The organism is Ignavibacteriales bacterium, assembly GCA_026390575.1.
Taxonomy (GTDB): domain Bacteria; phylum Bacteroidota; class Ignavibacteria; order UBA10030; family UBA10030; genus Fen-1298.
Genome location: JAPLFR010000011.1, coordinates 75,329 through 91,210 on the forward strand (window position 1 = coordinate 75,329; position 15,882 = coordinate 91,210).

The 15,882-nt window shown below is 42.8% G+C and carries 12 protein-coding genes; all 12 read left to right on the top strand.

Annotated elements, in window-relative coordinates:
* Positions 1–118: 118 nt before the first annotated feature.
* The 12 genes from NTX44_10740 to NTX44_10795 all read left to right on the top strand — a co-directional run bounded on the left by NTX44_10740 (position 119) and on the right by NTX44_10795 (position 15,874).
* On the top strand, positions 119–595 hold the full coding sequence (locus NTX44_10740; GenBank protein ID MCX6122076.1) for a (2Fe-2S)-binding protein: 477 nt from the start codon (positions 119–121) through the stop codon (positions 593–595).
* A 3-nt stretch (positions 596–598) separates the two neighbouring features.
* On the top strand, positions 599–2,536 hold the full coding sequence (locus NTX44_10745; GenBank protein ID MCX6122077.1) for an APC family permease: 1,938 nt from the start codon (positions 599–601) through the stop codon (positions 2,534–2,536).
* Positions 2,537–2,565: 29 nt separating this feature from the next.
* Positions 2,566–3,837, top strand: a complete 1,272-nt coding sequence (locus tag NTX44_10750; protein MCX6122078.1) for an FAD-dependent oxidoreductase — start codon at positions 2,566–2,568, stop codon at positions 3,835–3,837.
* Positions 3,827–4,411 carry an ORF6N domain-containing protein gene (locus tag NTX44_10755; GenBank protein MCX6122079.1) on the top strand — a complete coding sequence of 195 codons (585 nt, stop codon included), beginning with the start codon at positions 3,827–3,829 and terminating at the stop codon, positions 4,409–4,411. The genes NTX44_10750 and NTX44_10755 overlap by 11 nt, the downstream gene beginning before the upstream one ends.
* Positions 4,412–4,413: 2 nt before the next feature.
* Positions 4,414–5,646 carry an NAD-dependent dihydropyrimidine dehydrogenase subunit PreA gene (preA, locus tag NTX44_10760; protein MCX6122080.1) on the top strand — a complete coding sequence of 411 codons (1,233 nt, stop codon included), beginning with the start codon at positions 4,414–4,416 and terminating at the stop codon, positions 5,644–5,646.
* Between the two features lie 24 nt (positions 5,647–5,670).
* Positions 5,671–6,861, top strand: a complete 1,191-nt coding sequence (gene ygeW / locus NTX44_10765; protein ID MCX6122081.1) for a knotted carbamoyltransferase YgeW — start codon at positions 5,671–5,673, stop codon at positions 6,859–6,861.
* Positions 6,862–6,872: 11 nt separating this feature from the next.
* Positions 6,873–8,318 (top strand): pyridoxal-phosphate dependent enzyme, encoded by a 1,446-nt coding sequence (locus tag NTX44_10770; GenBank protein ID MCX6122082.1) that lies wholly within the window; start codon positions 6,873–6,875, stop codon positions 8,316–8,318.
* A gap of 66 nt (positions 8,319–8,384) precedes the next feature.
* Positions 8,385–9,590, top strand: a complete 1,206-nt coding sequence (locus NTX44_10775; GenBank protein MCX6122083.1) for a YgeY family selenium metabolism-linked hydrolase — start codon at positions 8,385–8,387, stop codon at positions 9,588–9,590.
* A gap of 154 nt (positions 9,591–9,744) precedes the next feature.
* Positions 9,745–11,121: a type II secretion system F family protein gene (locus NTX44_10780; GenBank protein MCX6122084.1), complete on the top strand. Its 1,377-nt coding sequence runs from the start codon at positions 9,745–9,747 to the stop codon at positions 11,119–11,121.
* A gap of 49 nt (positions 11,122–11,170) precedes the next feature.
* A complete protein-coding gene (locus NTX44_10785; GenBank protein ID MCX6122085.1) occupies positions 11,171–12,964 on the top strand; it encodes a GspE/PulE family protein in 1,794 nt (597 codons plus the stop codon).
* Between the two features lie 276 nt (positions 12,965–13,240).
* Complete coding sequence (locus NTX44_10790; GenBank protein ID MCX6122086.1) at positions 13,241–14,545, top strand: PilT/PilU family type 4a pilus ATPase; 1,305 nt, start codon at positions 13,241–13,243, stop codon at positions 14,543–14,545.
* An 87-nt stretch (positions 14,546–14,632) separates the two neighbouring features.
* Positions 14,633–15,874, top strand: a complete 1,242-nt coding sequence (locus tag NTX44_10795) for a hypothetical protein (GenBank protein ID MCX6122087.1) — start codon at positions 14,633–14,635, stop codon at positions 15,872–15,874.
* The last annotated feature ends 8 nt before the right edge of the window (positions 15,875–15,882 follow it).

Genomic DNA, 15,882 nt, shown 5'->3' on the forward strand with positions numbered 1-15,882 from the left:
ATATTAACTGAACAGATAATTGAATTGTCCCAACACATAGCAAATTTTATGAAATATTTAAAAGAATTCCGTAAGAGTTCAACAAGGGCGAATCATTAAAATCATTGCAATTATTAAAATGAAAAACATCTCAGTATCAACAACAATTAATAAAAAGCACTACACGTTAACAATTCCACCTAATATAACTTTGCTGGCGCTTCTGCGCGAAGAGTTGGGCTTGACCGGAACAAAGTGTGGCTGTGAAATCGGTGAGTGCGGCGCATGTACAGTGCTGATGAACGACAAAGCTGTTAATTCGTGTCTTGTACTCGCTCCACAGATTAATGGACAAGAAATATTGACTGTCGAAGGGCTTGCGACCGGAAACAAACTTCATCCGCTGCAGGAATCATTCTTAGATCATGACGCGGTGCATTGCGGATTCTGTACACCCGGTATGCTGATGAGTGCAAAAGATTTGCTAGATCATAATCCAGATCCCAAGGAAGAAGAAATTCGAACCGCTATTTCCGGCAACTTGTGTCGTTGCAGCGGATACCAACAAATAGTTGATGCTATACAAAACAACAATGTTCCACCATTGAAAGGATAGTTCTTGGAGCGCATTAAAGAATTACTCATCGGGAAACCCCGTGATATTCACGATCCAAAACTTTTTCACAAGATTTCGCTCATTGCGTTTCTCGCGTGGGTGGGACTTGGAGCCGATGGACTAAGTTCATCAGCGTATGGACCCGATGAAGCTTTTCGTGCATTGACAGGACATCCGGAACTTGCTGTTCTTCTTGCATGTGCAACGGCGTTCACCGTATTTATTATTTCGTACTCTTACAGCCGAATTATTGAACACTTCCCAAGCGGCGGTGGTGGTTATGTCGTCGCGACGAAACTTCTCGGAGCACCTTTCGGAGTTGTGTCAGGAAGTGCCTTGCTTATAGATTATATTCTCACAATCACCGTATCGATCGCTTCCGGTGCTGCACAGATATTTAGTTTTCTTCCGTATTCATGGCGCCCATGGATGGTGCCGGTGGAAGCGTTTGCAATCATCGCTCTGATCATTTTGAATCTCCGGGGAGCCAAAGAATCCATTTCTATATTGGTTCCGATCTTCCTCTTCTTTCTCGTAGCTCATATTGCAGTGTTTGTTGGTGCAATAGTGCTTCGCTTCGGCGATATTCCGCAGGTAGCATCTACTGCCGCAGTGAATTTACACAATGATATTTCAACGATCGGATGGCTTGGTATGTTTCTTATCTTCGCTCGTGCCTACTCACGCGGAGCCGGTACATACACTGGAATCGAAGCAGTTTCCAACGGTTTACAGATTATGCGCGAACCGCGTATCCCGACGGCAAAACGAACGATGGTCTATATGGCGGTATCGCTTGCGATAACCGCCGGGGCGATTTTTCTTCTGTATCTTCTCTTAGGAGTTACTGAACAACCTGGAAAGACCCTCAATGCTGTGATGGTCGAAAAGCTTGGCATTGGTCCTTGGTTTGTTGTTGCTGTCCTTATTTCTGAAGCAGCATTGCTCTTTGTTGCAGCACAAACCGGCTTTATCGACGGTCCGCGTGTAATGGCAAATATGGCAAACGACCGCTGGATGCCGCATCGTTTTGCCTCATTGTCGGATCGGTTGACGATGCACTATGGAATTATTTTAATGGGTGCAGCTTCGCTTGCTCTACTCTTCTATACAAAAGGGCATATTGATATGCTCGTAACGATGTATTCCGTCAACGTGTTTGTGACTTTTTCACTTTCTCAATTGGGCATGGTGCGATTCTGGATTCGTGAACGGGGAAAACAGGAGTGGAAGCGGTCAATCTCTATCCATATCATCGGTTTGATCCTGTGCGTAGGTATTCTCGGAATCGTGGTTTATGAAAAATTTGAAGAAGGTGCATGGATGACAGTTGTGATTACTTCGATGCTCATTTTGTTGTGTGTTGTCATTCGGAGACATTATCATCTTGTAACCAATAAACTTCGTTCATTATCTGATATCCTCGAAGGGCTTCCTGCTGAGAATGCTACAGTTCATTCTGAGGAAAAACTTGTTGGGAATAAACCAACTGCAATTTTGCTTGTTGAAAGTTACAACGGACTGGGCATTCACTCTTTGTTAAATATTATAAAACAATTCCCCGGCTATTTTAAGCAAATGGTATTTGTATCGGTCGCAGTGGTGGATTCTGGAAATTTCAAAGGGGCCGATGAAGTAGATCGTCTTGAAGAAAACACGAAACAAGAATTACAACGATATGTACAATTAGCAACAAACCTCGGTATCCCGGCAACATCGCGAATGTCAACAGGAACAGAAGCTGTGGAAGAAGCAGAAAAGATTTGTTTAGAACTTTCACATGAGTTTAAACAATCAGTATTTTTTGCTGCAAAATTGGTCTTCCAGAAACAGAAATGGTATCAACGAATTCTGCACAGCGAAACCGCGTATGCGATTCAAAATCGGCTTCAATTTCAGGGACTGTCAATGGTCGTATTGCCAGTGCGGGTGTGGAATTAACGAAATTAGGAATTGGAAAGTACATCAGAATGAACTTAACGTTAACTCAACAGCAAGCCAGGATCGAAGCCGAACGGTGCTTGCAATGTTTTGATGCGCCGTGTGAGCAGGCGTGCCCGACGCATATCAAAATTCCTCAATTCATCGGAATGATTCGCAGCGGCAATATTATTGGTGCAGCCAAAGTTGCAAAAACCTCCAATGCACTAATCAATGTCTGTGGTAAAATCTGTCCGGAAGAAACCTTTTGCCAATCGGTTTGCACTCGAAGTAAGCAGGATGAGCCGATCAAGATCCGTGAACTGCATTTCTTTGCATCGCAAGAAGAAGTAAAGCAGGGATTTTCGAAAATAAAACTATTTCCGAAATTGAATAAGAAAATTGCTGTCGTTGGAGCCGGACCGTCCGGACTCGGATGTGCGTTTGAGTTAGCGAAATATGGTTACAAGGTAAATGTGTTTGATAAAGGTAAACCAGGCGGCGTGCCACGTAATAGTATTCCAGTATATCGTCTTGCAGATAAAGAGTTAGAATCGGATACAAAGTTTTTGTTAAAATATTTTTCTCTGAAAAAGAAAACGATTAATGGAAAAACGTTCGCGCAAATCCAAAAATTATACGATGCGACGTTTCTTGCGATTGGACTTGGAAAGGATCGTCCTGTTGGAATTTCCGGTGAGAAGATGAAAGGCGTTTTGCCGGTTTTGGAATTTCTTGAATCAGCGAAGGCAAATCCAAAGAAAATAAAACTCGGCAAGCGTGTCGTTATTATTGGCGGCGGCAATGTATCGTTGGATGCCGCGGCAACCGCAAAACGGCTCGGTGCGGAGAATGTTATCCTTATCTATCGACGTGGTGAAAAAGAGATGCGTGTCTGGAAGTCCGAGTTGGAAGAGGCGCGCAAGCAAGGCATAGAAATTCGTTTTCTCACAAATCCGGTTGCAATTGTTGGAAAGAAAAAAGTGGTAGGCATGACATGCCGACGCACGAAGTTAAGTAAACAGAAGGATACATCGGGTCGTCCAATACCGGTGGAAGTGAAAGGAACTGAATTCATCATTGATGTCGATACTGTTATTGTTGCTATTGGCCAGTCAATAGCGGCGGATTGGCTTGAAGGATTTGCTCGCGAAAAAGGATATATCAAGGTTGATGAGAATTTCCAGACTTCCCAAAAGAGCGTTTTTGCGGGAGGCGATATGATTGCCGGTGAAGGAACGATTGTCCAATCTGTTGCGCAAGGAAAACATGCCGCGCAGGCGATTCATAATTATTTAATAAATTCCAAAAATGAACTATAGCCTGGTTCCATCGGAAGTCATTGAACAGCACATTTATTTGATTCGTAATCAAAAGGTGATGCTGGATCGTGACCTCGCTGATTTGTACGGAGTTTCCACAAAAATTCTCAATCAAGCGGTAAAGAGGAATCTGGAGCGATTTCCCGAGGATTTTATGTTCCAATTATCTTCAGATGAGTCAGAAACATGGTGGAAGCACGTCATCTCCGAACGTTCAAGGTCACAATTTGTGACCTTGAAGCGAGGTGAAAATATCAAGTATCAACCATTTGCTTTTACTGAACATGGTATCCTAATGCTTTCAAGTGTTTTGCGGAACGAACGAGCAATTGCGGTGAATATTGCCATTATGCGAGCATTCGTAAAACTGCGGGAAATACTTGCCTCACAAAAAGATCTTGTCCGTAGGCTTGATGAACTTGAACAGAAGTATGATGAGCACTTTCAAGTAGTATTTGATGCGATCCGTCAATTGATGACTCCACCGGAGAAGCCAAAACATAAAATCGGATTTTGTGTTGAAGAACCAAAAGCAATCTATCGTACTCGTAGAAAGAGAAATAGGAAGCATTAATTATGGGATATAAAAAGTTTAAAGAAATAGAAATTTATCCAGAGCGCGATCTATCATACAATTTTCTCGGAATTCATTTTGAGAATCCGTTCATCCTTGCTGCAGCGCCTTCAACAGATGATCTGGATATGGTGCGGCGTGGATTCCAAATGGGATGGGCTGGAGCAATTCTCAAAACAACATCAGTAGAAGGAACGAAAGTCGATCTTTGCTACCCGATGATGTCTACATTCGAGTATGAGGGACGAAAGTTGTTTGGAATGGGAAATATCGATCTTATCTCAGAACATCACATCGATAAAGTGGAATACAATGTTCGGATGTTGAAGAAAGAATATCCGGAGAAAATGATTGCAGCAAGTATTATGGCAGGAAGAAAAGAAGATTGGCAGCGTCTCGTTGAGCGTTTGGAAAAAGCCGGTGTTGATCTGATCGAATGCAGTTTTTCATGCCCACAGGGAAACATTGGTGAAGATCCGGGCAAGATGCTGGCGCAAAGTTTGAGTGCAACAGAATTGACAGCGCGTTGGGTAAAAGAAGCATCGAAGCGAGTGCCGATCTCGATCAAAATAACTCCGCACGTTACAGATATTGTTGAGGTTGCAAGAGCAGTGAAACGAAGCGGTTGTGATGCGTTGACAGCATCGAATTCTATTCAAGCATTGATGGGAATTGATATTAAGACGTTCGTTCCCAATCCGAGTCTCGGTGGCAAGTCTACCTATAGTGGTATGACCGGTCCCGCGATAAAACCGATCACTCTCCGTACGATAGCCGAGATCGCCCGCAACGTTGATATTCCGATTCTGGGCACAGGCGGCGCAAGCACCTGGAGCGATGCGGTGGAATTTATGTCGGTTGGTGCAGGCGTGGTGGAATTTTGCACGGTGGTGATGCATTACGGTTTCCGTGTCATTGAAGATTTGAAAAACGGAATGTCGCACTATCTCGATGAGATGAAATTTTCATCCCCTGAAGAAATTGTTGGAAAGGCACTGCCCAACATTGTATCGCACGATGAACTGCCAAGAAAACGTATGCGCAATCATATTCATGAGAATTTGTGTATCGGCTGTGATCTATGTTATGTTGCATGCCGCGACGGAGGGCATCATGCGATCGATCAGTTAGAAAATCGCATTGCCCATATTGATTGGAAACGGTGCGTTGGCTGCGGGCTGTGTAAATTCGTCTGTCCGATCGATGGGTGTATTGAGATCATGGAATGGAAATAATTTAAGATTGATGGAGGATGAAGAATGTTGAATGTAATACAAAATAATCTCGAACTTCTGAAACAGCTACACACCGATATGTATAACCGCGATTTTTTGTTAACGTGGGAGCGCACCGATGATGAAATCAAAGCAGTGCTCACAGTAGCGCAATTGATGATTGATTTGCACAAAGCGGGAATTTCATTCCGCGCGTTTGATACGGGACTTGCTATTTCCATCTTCCGCGATAATTCTACGCGCACGCGGTTCAGTTTTGCATCTGCGGCAAATGCACTGGGGTTGGGGCTTTCTGAACTTGATGAAGAAAAATCACAGATTGCCCACGGAGAAACCGTGCGCGAAACGGCAAATATGATTTCGTTCCTAGCTGAAGTCGTCGGTATTCGTGACGATATGTTTCTTGGCGAGGGAAACAAATATATGCGGGAGTTTGGCGCAGCGATTCAGGAAGGGTACGAACAAGGAATATTGCATCAACGTCCGAGTATTGTCAATTTGCAGTGCGATATTGATCATCCCACGCAAGCACTTGCCGATCTTATGCAATTGAAGAATACATACGGTTCATTAGAAAATCTTCGCGGTAAAAAAATTGCGATGACGTGGGCGTACTCACCAAGCTATGGCAAACCACTCTCTGTTCCACAGAGCATTATCGGATTGATGTCGCGCTTTGGAATGGATGTTTCGCTTGCGTATCCTGAAGGATATGGATTGATCCCAGAAGTTGCGGAATTGGCGAAGAAACAGTCAGTTGAGCACGGCAGTAAGTTTGAAGTGGTCAACAGCATGGACGATGCATTTCAGAATGCTGACATCGTGTATCCGAAATCGTGGGCGCCATATCACGTGATGCAAAAGCGCACAGTATTGTTGAGCAGTAACGATAAACCCGGCTTGAAGGAATTAGAGAAAGAATGCCTTGCGAACAATGCAAAATTCAAAAACTGGGAATGTGATGAACAGAAGATGAAATTGACAAAGAATGGCAAAGCATTGTATATGCATTGCCTGCCGGCAGATATTTCTGGTGTCAGTTGTACCGAAGGAGAAGTTTCCAAGAATGTGTTTGAAAAATATCGTCTTGCCACATACGCAGAAGCGAGTTACAAACCGTTCGTTATTGCAGCGATTATGTTCTTGATGCGCATGCAAAATCCCGAAGAAAAACTGCAAGCGATTGTCACCCGAAATCAGAAGCGATCGGTGTAAAGGAATAAAATATGTCGAAAATCATTCAGCACATCAATTATGAAGTTGTAAAGAAAACTGCGGCACGATGCAAGAAGCACGGGATCACCATTCCAACATTTGCGCAGATGAGGAATCCGGAGACGATCCCTGCTGCTATCAAATCGAAACTTCCAGATATTGGATTATGGGATGTCAATCCTTTGAATCTTTATCGCATTACATGGAAAAATGATATCAAGACCGGGTTGTATGGTGGTGTGAATTATTTTGAGATTCCGAAAGCTATCACTGGTGTCAATGCCCGTATTGTCGGCATCATTGGGAAATATTTTCCTACGGGTGCACACAAAGTTGGTGCGGCATTTGGATGTTTGGTGCCGCGATTGGTGAGCGGAGAGTTCGATCCTGAAAAACATAAAGCTGTGTGGCCATCCACAGGCAATTATTGCCGCGGCGGCGCATTCGATTGCCGTCTGTTAGATTGCACATCCATTGCAATTCTTCCTGAAGGAATGTCGAAGGAGCGTTTCAAGTGGTTGAAAGAAATTGGAGCAGAAGTTATAGCAACACCGGGAACAGAATCCAACGTGAAAGAAATTTACGACAAATGCTGGGAACTGAAAAAGGATCCGCTTAACGTCATCTTCAATCAATTTGAAGAATTTGGCAATCCGATTTGGCATTACAATGTAACAGGACCAGCGTTGGAAGAAGCATTCCGCGCGCTTGGCATAATGAATGGAAATCCGGTTGCATATATTTCTGCAACGGGTTCAGCAGGAACGATTGGAGCTGGTGATTATTTGAAGAAACTCCATCCACATCTGAAAATAGTCGCAAGTGAAGCGTTGCAATGTCCTACATTACTGATGAATGGTTTCGGTGAACATCGTATCGAAGGGATTGGTGATAAGCATGTACCGTGGGTCCATAATGTCCGGAACACAGATGTCGTTTCGGCGGTGGATGATGAAGATTGCATGCGTGTGCTCCGATTGTTCAACGAAGAAGAAGGCAGGAAGTATCTTAAGTCACAAGGTGTCTCTGATATGCAACTTGAGAATTTAAAACTCATGGGCATCTCCAGTATCTCCAATATGCTTTCAGCAATCAAGACTGCAAAATACTTTGAATGTAGTTCTTCGGATGTGTTGCTGACTGTATTTACAGATTCAGCCGATATGTACATATCGCGTGTGGATGAACTGCATCATGAACGCGGCGCGTATTCACAGATCGAAGCGGCAAAGGATCACGCTGGACCATTGATGCATCAGAGCGTCGATTATTATAAAGAGCTGACATATTATGAACGCAAAGCGATTCATAATTTAAAGTATTTCACCTGGGTTGAACAGCAGGGGAAATCGTCCGATGAACTCCGACAGCAATGGGAGCCGGAATATTGGCAAGGTCTGTTTGAAGATGAAGTCGGATATTTCGACAAGTTGATCACAAATTTTAATAATATGTAACCTTTTCAAGGTTGCAAAGGTTAAATCAAGAAACCTTGAAAAGGTTTCGGAGAAAGTGAGAAACTTATGTTCAAAGAAATCTTGAAAATCGCTCAAAAAAATGAGCGTCAGGTAGCGCAGTTTCTGCGAGAATTGATAGCGATAAAATCGTTGAGTTCACAGGAAGAACTTGTGATCTATCGCATAAAACAGGAAATGGAAAAATGCGAATTTGATGAAGTTACAATTGACCCGATGGGCAATATCCTTGGCCGCATCGGACACGGAAAACATATCATTGCATTAGATGCGCATGTAGATACCGTAGATGTCGGTAATCCAGCAAACTGGACAGTCGATCCGTTCAAAGGGGATGAGAAGGATGGCATCATTTATGGTCGTGGTGCATGCGATATGAAAGGTGCACTTGCTTCGATTGTGTATGGCGGAAAGATTATTAAGGAACTTGGATTGGAAGATGACTACACACTCTATATAGTTGGCAGTGTACAGGAAGAGGACTGTGATGGGCTCTGTTGGCAGTACATCATCAATGAAGATTCATTGAGACCTGAAGTCGTCGTCATTGCTGAGCCGACGAACCTTGCTCTCTATCGCGGCCATCGCGGCCGTATGGAAATTGAAGTGCGAACGAAGGGAATCTCATGCCACGGTTCTGCACCGGAACGCGGTGTGAATGCGGTGTACAGAATGGCGCCGATTATTGAAGACATTGAAAAGTTGAATGAACGATTAGGCGGCGAGCCCTTCCTTGGCAAGGGAACTGTCACAATTGCGGAAATCCGCTCTACATCACCCTCGCTTTGTGCTGTGGCAGATTCATCAACAATTCATTTAGATAGGCGGCTTGCTGCAACCGATACAATGGAGTCAGCGGTGAGCGAGATTCAAGAATTGCCAAGCGTGAAGAAAGCAGAAGCCGAAGTTGTCGTGCTAGATTATGCAGTTCCAAGCTGGCGCGGATTAACATATCCAACGAAAAAGTATTATCCGACATGGCTGTTGCCGGAGAACCATCCGCTTTTGGCGTACGGTGTTAAATCGTATGAGGGTTTGTTTGATGAGAAGCCGAAAATCAGCCGTTGGGTATTCAGTACGAATGGTGTGGCAGTGATGGGTCTGCACGGAATTCCGTGCATTGGCTTTGGCCCCGGCAATGAAATTTATGCACATATGGCAACCGAACACATTCCAGTGGAGCATCTCGTCAAAGCATCTGCATGGTATGCAGCGTTCCCGTTGGCATTTATAAGTTCTCCTAAACTTCAATAGGGGTATATCTCTCATTCAATAATAATATTGGTTTCTTATAGCGGAGGAGGAAGTCCTCAGTTCTTGACACAGAGAGCGAAAAAGTGTATAATCGTAGTGGGTAAATGGGTAATTATATTCAACACATTAAATTTTCTATAAGTCGGATAATCATATGCCTGAATATCGAGTTGATGGTATAACCCTTGGGGGAAAAACAGTGTCCGGTTCTATTACTGCTGACAATAAGGGCATTGCCAAAACTAAAGCAGCAGAACTTTCACGTGAGAAAAAGTTTAAAGTGACTGGTATTCACGAACGCGTGTCATTCATCTACCGCGTGAAGAAGGGAACTGACAAACCGATTGATGGCGAGCAGAAGGCGTTTACTTCTGATGAAGTTCGAGTAGCGCTGCAGAAAATGGGATTTAATGTTATCTATGTCAGAAAGAAATTATTTGGGAATAAACTGCATGCCGCTCCAATGGTTGACGTTATCTCTTTTGTTAGAGTGAGTACAGACTTAATGAGGCAAAAACTTCCATTTAATGAAGTGATGTCATTGTTAATCAATGATATTCCTAATCCAAGATTGCGCGATTCAATTAAAGAAATCAATGCAGAACTAAAGCAAGGAAAAGACAGTGAAAAAGTGTTTATGAAACAAGCGCCGGTGATTGGCAAATTCACAGCGCAAATGCTTGGTCTCGCTTCAAAGAGCGGGAACATGGCAGAGATTTATGAAAGCGCCGCGAAATTTATGGAACGCAATATGGAATTTAAAAAAAATCTTCGAAGTGCTCTTATTACACCGCTGATTACGCTCTTTGTGTTGTTCTTAGCGTGCTTATTTTATGTTTATTATATTTTCCCCAAGACAGCAGAAATGTTTATTAAATTTCACATCGAACTTCCCCCTATGACGGCGGCGACTCTGAAAGCGAGCGACTGGCTAGGTGAACATGTAATCATCCTTTTAATTATATTCGGTGTGCCAACTGTTGTTTTAATGCGCTTCATGGGAACAGAAAGAGGGAAATTTTTAATGGACAAGTATTTGATCAGAATTCCAGTTTTAGGTTCTATGTTTCATAAAACTGCCATTGAAATATTTTGTCGTGTTTTTTATGCGCTCTATAGCGGATCAGGTGAAAATATTGAAATTATTCGTATGGCAGCGGAAGCGTGCGGCAATAGATATATGGAACATGAGATCAAGACGATTGCCATACCGATGATGCTGGAACGAGGAAAAGGTTTGACGGAAGCATTTGAAGCATCCGGAGTATTCACAAAAACAGCTATTTCTAGATTTGCGTCAGGTGCAGAAACAGGAACCGTAAAAACGACAGCTCTTCAACTGGCGGAGTATTATGAGAAAGAAACATCCTATAGGATGAAGAACGCAATTGAAGTTATTCAATTAGCTGTATCCATGATTATGATGATTGTACTAACAGCGTTAACCCTTGTTTCTTCAGAAACAGCATTGGTAAAGCCCAAAAGCCCGGGAGAGCGCATGCTCCTGCCATTGTATTTTATGCTTCCATAAAATGCTTTGAGAAACGCGATTGGGTTAATAAGCAAAGAGGAATAGAACCATGCCTGAAATAGATATAACTGATAAAATCGGATATACACTTCTTAAAAAAGGTATAATCGATTTTGAGACGCTTGAGAAGTCGCTTAGGATGAAGGATTCCGACGATAACAAGAAAAACCGAAAGAACCTGGGACAGATTCTTGTTACGGAATTCGGCGCTGACCATGATGCAGTCTTTCGTGAAGTAGCAAATCTCTATGCGTTTCGCGAAGTATTCCTGAATGATGAAAAAGTTGATGACGCACGGGTTGCGTTCGTGAAGAAGTACATTGAACAACTTTCAGATCAGCAGCGGGAAATGATGATCCAATCAAAGATGCTGCCGTTTAAGTTTGACGAACGCCAACCGGATAAGCTTATTATTATCGCAGCAGATCCAACGGATCGCAATCTTCCAATCGTGGCTCGCAGTTTCAATGTGAAAAAATATGAAATCTGTTACGTGCGCTTGAAAGACTTGCAGTCGTTTATGGATAAAGTGGCACCGGCGCAAAACGAATTCCTCAAACTCCTCGACGACAATAAAATTACTGTTGATGAATCCGGCGGTGGAGAAGATGAGGCACTTGATGAACAAGCTCTTGAAGCAGAAATCAGCAAGAGCGCATTGGTGAATCTGTTTGAAGGGTGTTTGGTTGAAGCAGTGAGAAAAGATGTAAGTGACATACACATCGTCGCAGCAGAGGGCAATCGAACTAACTTTTTATTTCGTTTGGATGGCAATCTGAAAGTATGGCATATCCAGGAAAATACGTTACCGGAGGCGGTGCTTGCTGTTGTCAAAGATCGTACAAAAAATGTAGATAGATTCGAGCGTGAAATGACACAAGACGGATTCATCCAGCGTGTCATTGACGGACATCAAATGCGTTTCCGTGTCTCAATCATGCCGATTGTGACAACGGAATTTAAACACAAATTTGAAAGTATCGTCATCCGTGTATTGGATGATCGTAAAGTCATCACCGATCTGGAAAAACTCGGTTTGCAGGGACCAGCACGAGGATTCTTCTATAAGGCCATTAACAAGCCTCAAGGTATTATTATTCTTACTGGCCCGACAGGTTCTGGTAAGTCAACAACGTTGATTGCTGCTTTATATCAAGTCATCGACCCTACGGTGAACGTCCTGACGATTGAAGAGCCGGTTGAATACATTATCAAAGGTGCGCGTCAACTAAAAATTGGACCTAAGATGGGATTCGAAGAGGCTATTCGTGGTATCCTGCGTCACGATCCAGACATTGTGCTTGTTGGTGAAATGCGTGATAAAATAACAGCAGAAACCGCCGTGAAGATGGCAAATACAGGCCACTTGGTATTCTCTACATTACATACGAATGATGCGCCGAGCGCAATTGCTCGTCTCTATAAAATGGGTATTGAACCTTTTTTGCTTGCGTATGCAATCAATGTAATTGTTGCGCAACGGCTTATCAGGACGCTTTGTAAGTTTTGCAAACAGCCGATGGATAACAACGAAAAGAGCGATTTGCTGAAATTCGGTTTTACCGAAGAGGATATTGCCACATATAAATTCTATAAAGCAGTAGGATGCGATAAATGCAGTGGAGGCTACAAAGGACGTGCAGCTATACATGAAGCACTGTATTTTACAAAAGCAATCAAAGATATCATCCTTAATGCAGGTGAAAAAGTGGATGAAAACGCTGTCCGGGAACAAGCTTCGAAAGATGGCATGTGGACATTACGCCGATCTGGGATGGAGCGTATGAAAGAAGGAACAACGACACTTGAGGAAATTGTAGCGACTACTACGGAAGAAGATTAATTTCACTAATAATTCAGGGACATGGGGTAGAATGATCGTTAATAAAGTAAATTATACATACCCCATTTTTTCAAAAAAAACATAAATCTGTAAAATCATTGAGCCGCAAATTGTGTATGTGATGTCTTTATAAGGGAAAAGGTGCTTTCACTTAAAAAACTCCTTTATATCTGTTGCTTTTTCAGTTGTAGTTTATTATTATCTAACAAAATAAGGTCAGATACATTATCTAAAGATTTTGATAAAAATGTGTCCTATCAAATTGAAAATATTTAAATGACACCTCAAATGCCGTCGCCTTCTCCAAATGAATCACCCACCGCGCCTTTGTCGTCGGAATTACCACCAGTTGTTGTTGATGCAAAAAAAATTTTAAAAGAAATGGCATCTCAGCTTCCCAAGTCCATAACTGGACTTGAGCGGCAAATGATGATTAGTGATGTCATGACACGTACGGATGAGACAACCAAAATGAAGCTTTTGGCTATGATCAATCATTTTCTCAGCCGTATGTTTACGCTGCGTGCATCTGATATTGACATGGGAGGGTATGGTTCACAAGGTTATATCTGGTATCGTGTCTATGGTTCCAAAAAAGCAGATTCATCGCTTGGAAAATACTCGCCGGATGAAATTAACATTCTTATTCAGAGCGTTATTGGAGAGCGTCAAAGGTCGTTTCTCTTTGAGAATAGAAATCTAGACTTCTCTCATATGTTGTATGGAGAGGGTCTTGATTTCAGAAGATTTCGTGCAGACGCATATTTTGATTTAGATCAGCTTGCATTAAATATGCGTGCGATCAACAATGTTGTCCGCGCCTACAAAGAACTAGAATTGCATGTTAATGTTACGAAGGTTCTAAGTTTAGCCCATACCAAGGAAGGACTTTGTCTTGTCACTGGAATTACCGGTTCTGGAAAAAGTTCTACGTTAGATTCCATCATTGATGCAAATAATCATAGTATAGAAGGGCATATCGTTATCATCGCTTCACCAATTGAGTATGTCCATAAATCAGATAAGTGCATCATCAGACATAGAGAAGTAGGAAGAGATGTTCTTTCATTCAAAGAGGGCGCGGTGCAGGCACTGCGCCAAGACCCAGATATTATTATGATTGGCGAATTACGGGATCCTGAGACAATTTTGACGGCACTGGAAATTACAGATTCAGGTCACAAGGTCTTTTCTACATTACATACAGCAGCAGCAGTCGAGAGCATTGACAGAATAATCGGTGAGACACCACCGATTGAACAGGAGCGTGTGCGCAATCGTTTGGCAGATTTACTCCGATGTGTTATTTCACAAAAACTTGTACCAAGCTTAGATGGCAAACGCGTCCTTGCAAAGGAAATTATGCTTGGGACTCCTTCAGTTCGCGCTGCCATCAAGAACAATAATACAAGCGAGATTTATCAAATGATCTCAGAAGGTACAGAGCTTGGAATGATAAGCATGGAACAGGATCTTAAACGCCTGTACCTGCAGAAGAAAATTTCCTTGGAAAACGCTATGAACTACGCTAACAACAAACGACGTCTTCAACAGCTTTTACAGTTACAGCCAACGGAATGATATTTCCATTGGTTGTTTGTGGTGGAGCAAAGATTGACACACGGATCATGGTTAGACAAATCTTAACATAAGAGGATATACCAGCTCATGCCCATTCAAGCAGGAGACGGAAAGACAGCAGTTGCGATATTTGTGGACGGACTTGAACTCAAATTTGTTCGCCTTTCTGCAAAAGGCAACACGGTCACACTCCGAGATTTTAAAACAGTCGCGTTAGTACACAAGTTTGAAGAAAAACAAGCTGCCACCGCAGAAAACGAAGCATCGGCATTTGGTGATATTTCTTCAGGAGGAGATGCGTTCGCATCGGCGGGCGCGCTCGAATCTCCTTCCGATGAGGGAAGCACGAATGCATCCGTATTGCTCGGATTGTTGAACGAAATTGGTTCTCCCAAAAAATATACACTCTCTTATGCAATTTCCGAACCAGCTGTGACGTATCAGGAATTTGAGGGCAATTTTGGATTGAAAGGTGAGAAGTTAAAGAAAAAACTCTCACAAGAACTCGCTTTGATGCGTGCTACTGCTCCGGCATTGGATGCAATTGATACAATTCCATCAGCATCCGGTGGAATTCTCTCGTTAATTCGTGAAGATGGTTTGCACGTCTATGAGCTTCTTTCTGAGACCAAACCATTTATGGGCGGACGTGTACCTCTTATCAAACTCATGGATAGCGCAGACACTGCTTTAATGGAGATGGTGCGCACGCAGTACGAACCGCAAGAAGAAGAAGTTTCAGTGCTGGTCTATGTAGGACATGATTTTAGCCGTCTGGTGTTCATGCAGGGTGAACATTATCTTCACTTCGCTCCCATCATCAGTGAAGGATATGAATCGCCTAATATTGAAAACACAATTTATAGTCGTATCCTTCTTGAACAAGACAATATTGCCCTTACGCGGATTGATAGAATACTTCTCTCGGGTGAAAGTCATAAAGTGAATTTGTTGGATACTCTCGCCCCGCAATTCTCAAGTGCTGTGGTGGAATATATAAAGGCTCCAAATCTAGATCTTGGTGATTTTACAGAATCAATTGGTGAAGCAGTATCAGAATATGTTATTCCGATAATGACAGCGTGGCGCTCCCTTCAGCCCAAACTTCCAGGATTCTATGAGATCAATCTTGTCCCGCATTTTATCTTAGAAGGTCAGCGGACGCTTGCACTAGCGTGGCACGGAATATTGATGGGTGTAATACGGCACAGAAAATGTCAGGTTAAGCGGACAGTGAAAATGTCAGGTTCACGGGTAGTACCTTGTATGTGCACACACTCACAAAGGAACCCCAGAAATGCACCTGACCATGAACACCAAAGAACGTGAACGATTGA

Bases quoted from the DNA above. Each gene is read 5' to 3' on its own strand.
- NTX44_10750 (MCX6122078.1), top strand. From the start codon at position 2,566: ATGAACTTAACGTTAACTCAACAGCAAGCCAGGATCGAAGCCGAACGG.
- NTX44_10770 (MCX6122082.1), top strand. From the start codon at position 6,873: ATGTCGAAAATCATTCAGCACATCAATTATGAAGTTGTAAAGAAAACT.
- NTX44_10795 (MCX6122087.1), top strand. From the start codon at position 14,633: ATGCCCATTCAAGCAGGAGACGGAAAGACAGCAGTTGCGATATTTGTG.
- NTX44_10740 (MCX6122076.1), top strand. From the start codon at position 119: ATGAAAAACATCTCAGTATCAACAACAATTAATAAAAAGCACTACACG.
- preA (MCX6122080.1), top strand. From the start codon at position 4,414: ATGGGATATAAAAAGTTTAAAGAAATAGAAATTTATCCAGAGCGCGAT.
- NTX44_10780 (MCX6122084.1), top strand. From the start codon at position 9,745: ATGCCTGAATATCGAGTTGATGGTATAACCCTTGGGGGAAAAACAGTG.
- NTX44_10755 (MCX6122079.1), top strand. From the start codon at position 3,827: ATGAACTATAGCCTGGTTCCATCGGAAGTCATTGAACAGCACATTTAT.
- NTX44_10790 (MCX6122086.1), top strand. From the start codon at position 13,241: ATGACACCTCAAATGCCGTCGCCTTCTCCAAATGAATCACCCACCGCG.
- NTX44_10775 (MCX6122083.1), top strand. From the start codon at position 8,385: ATGTTCAAAGAAATCTTGAAAATCGCTCAAAAAAATGAGCGTCAGGTA.
- NTX44_10785 (MCX6122085.1), top strand. From the start codon at position 11,171: ATGCCTGAAATAGATATAACTGATAAAATCGGATATACACTTCTTAAA.
- ygeW (MCX6122081.1), top strand. From the start codon at position 5,671: ATGTTGAATGTAATACAAAATAATCTCGAACTTCTGAAACAGCTACAC.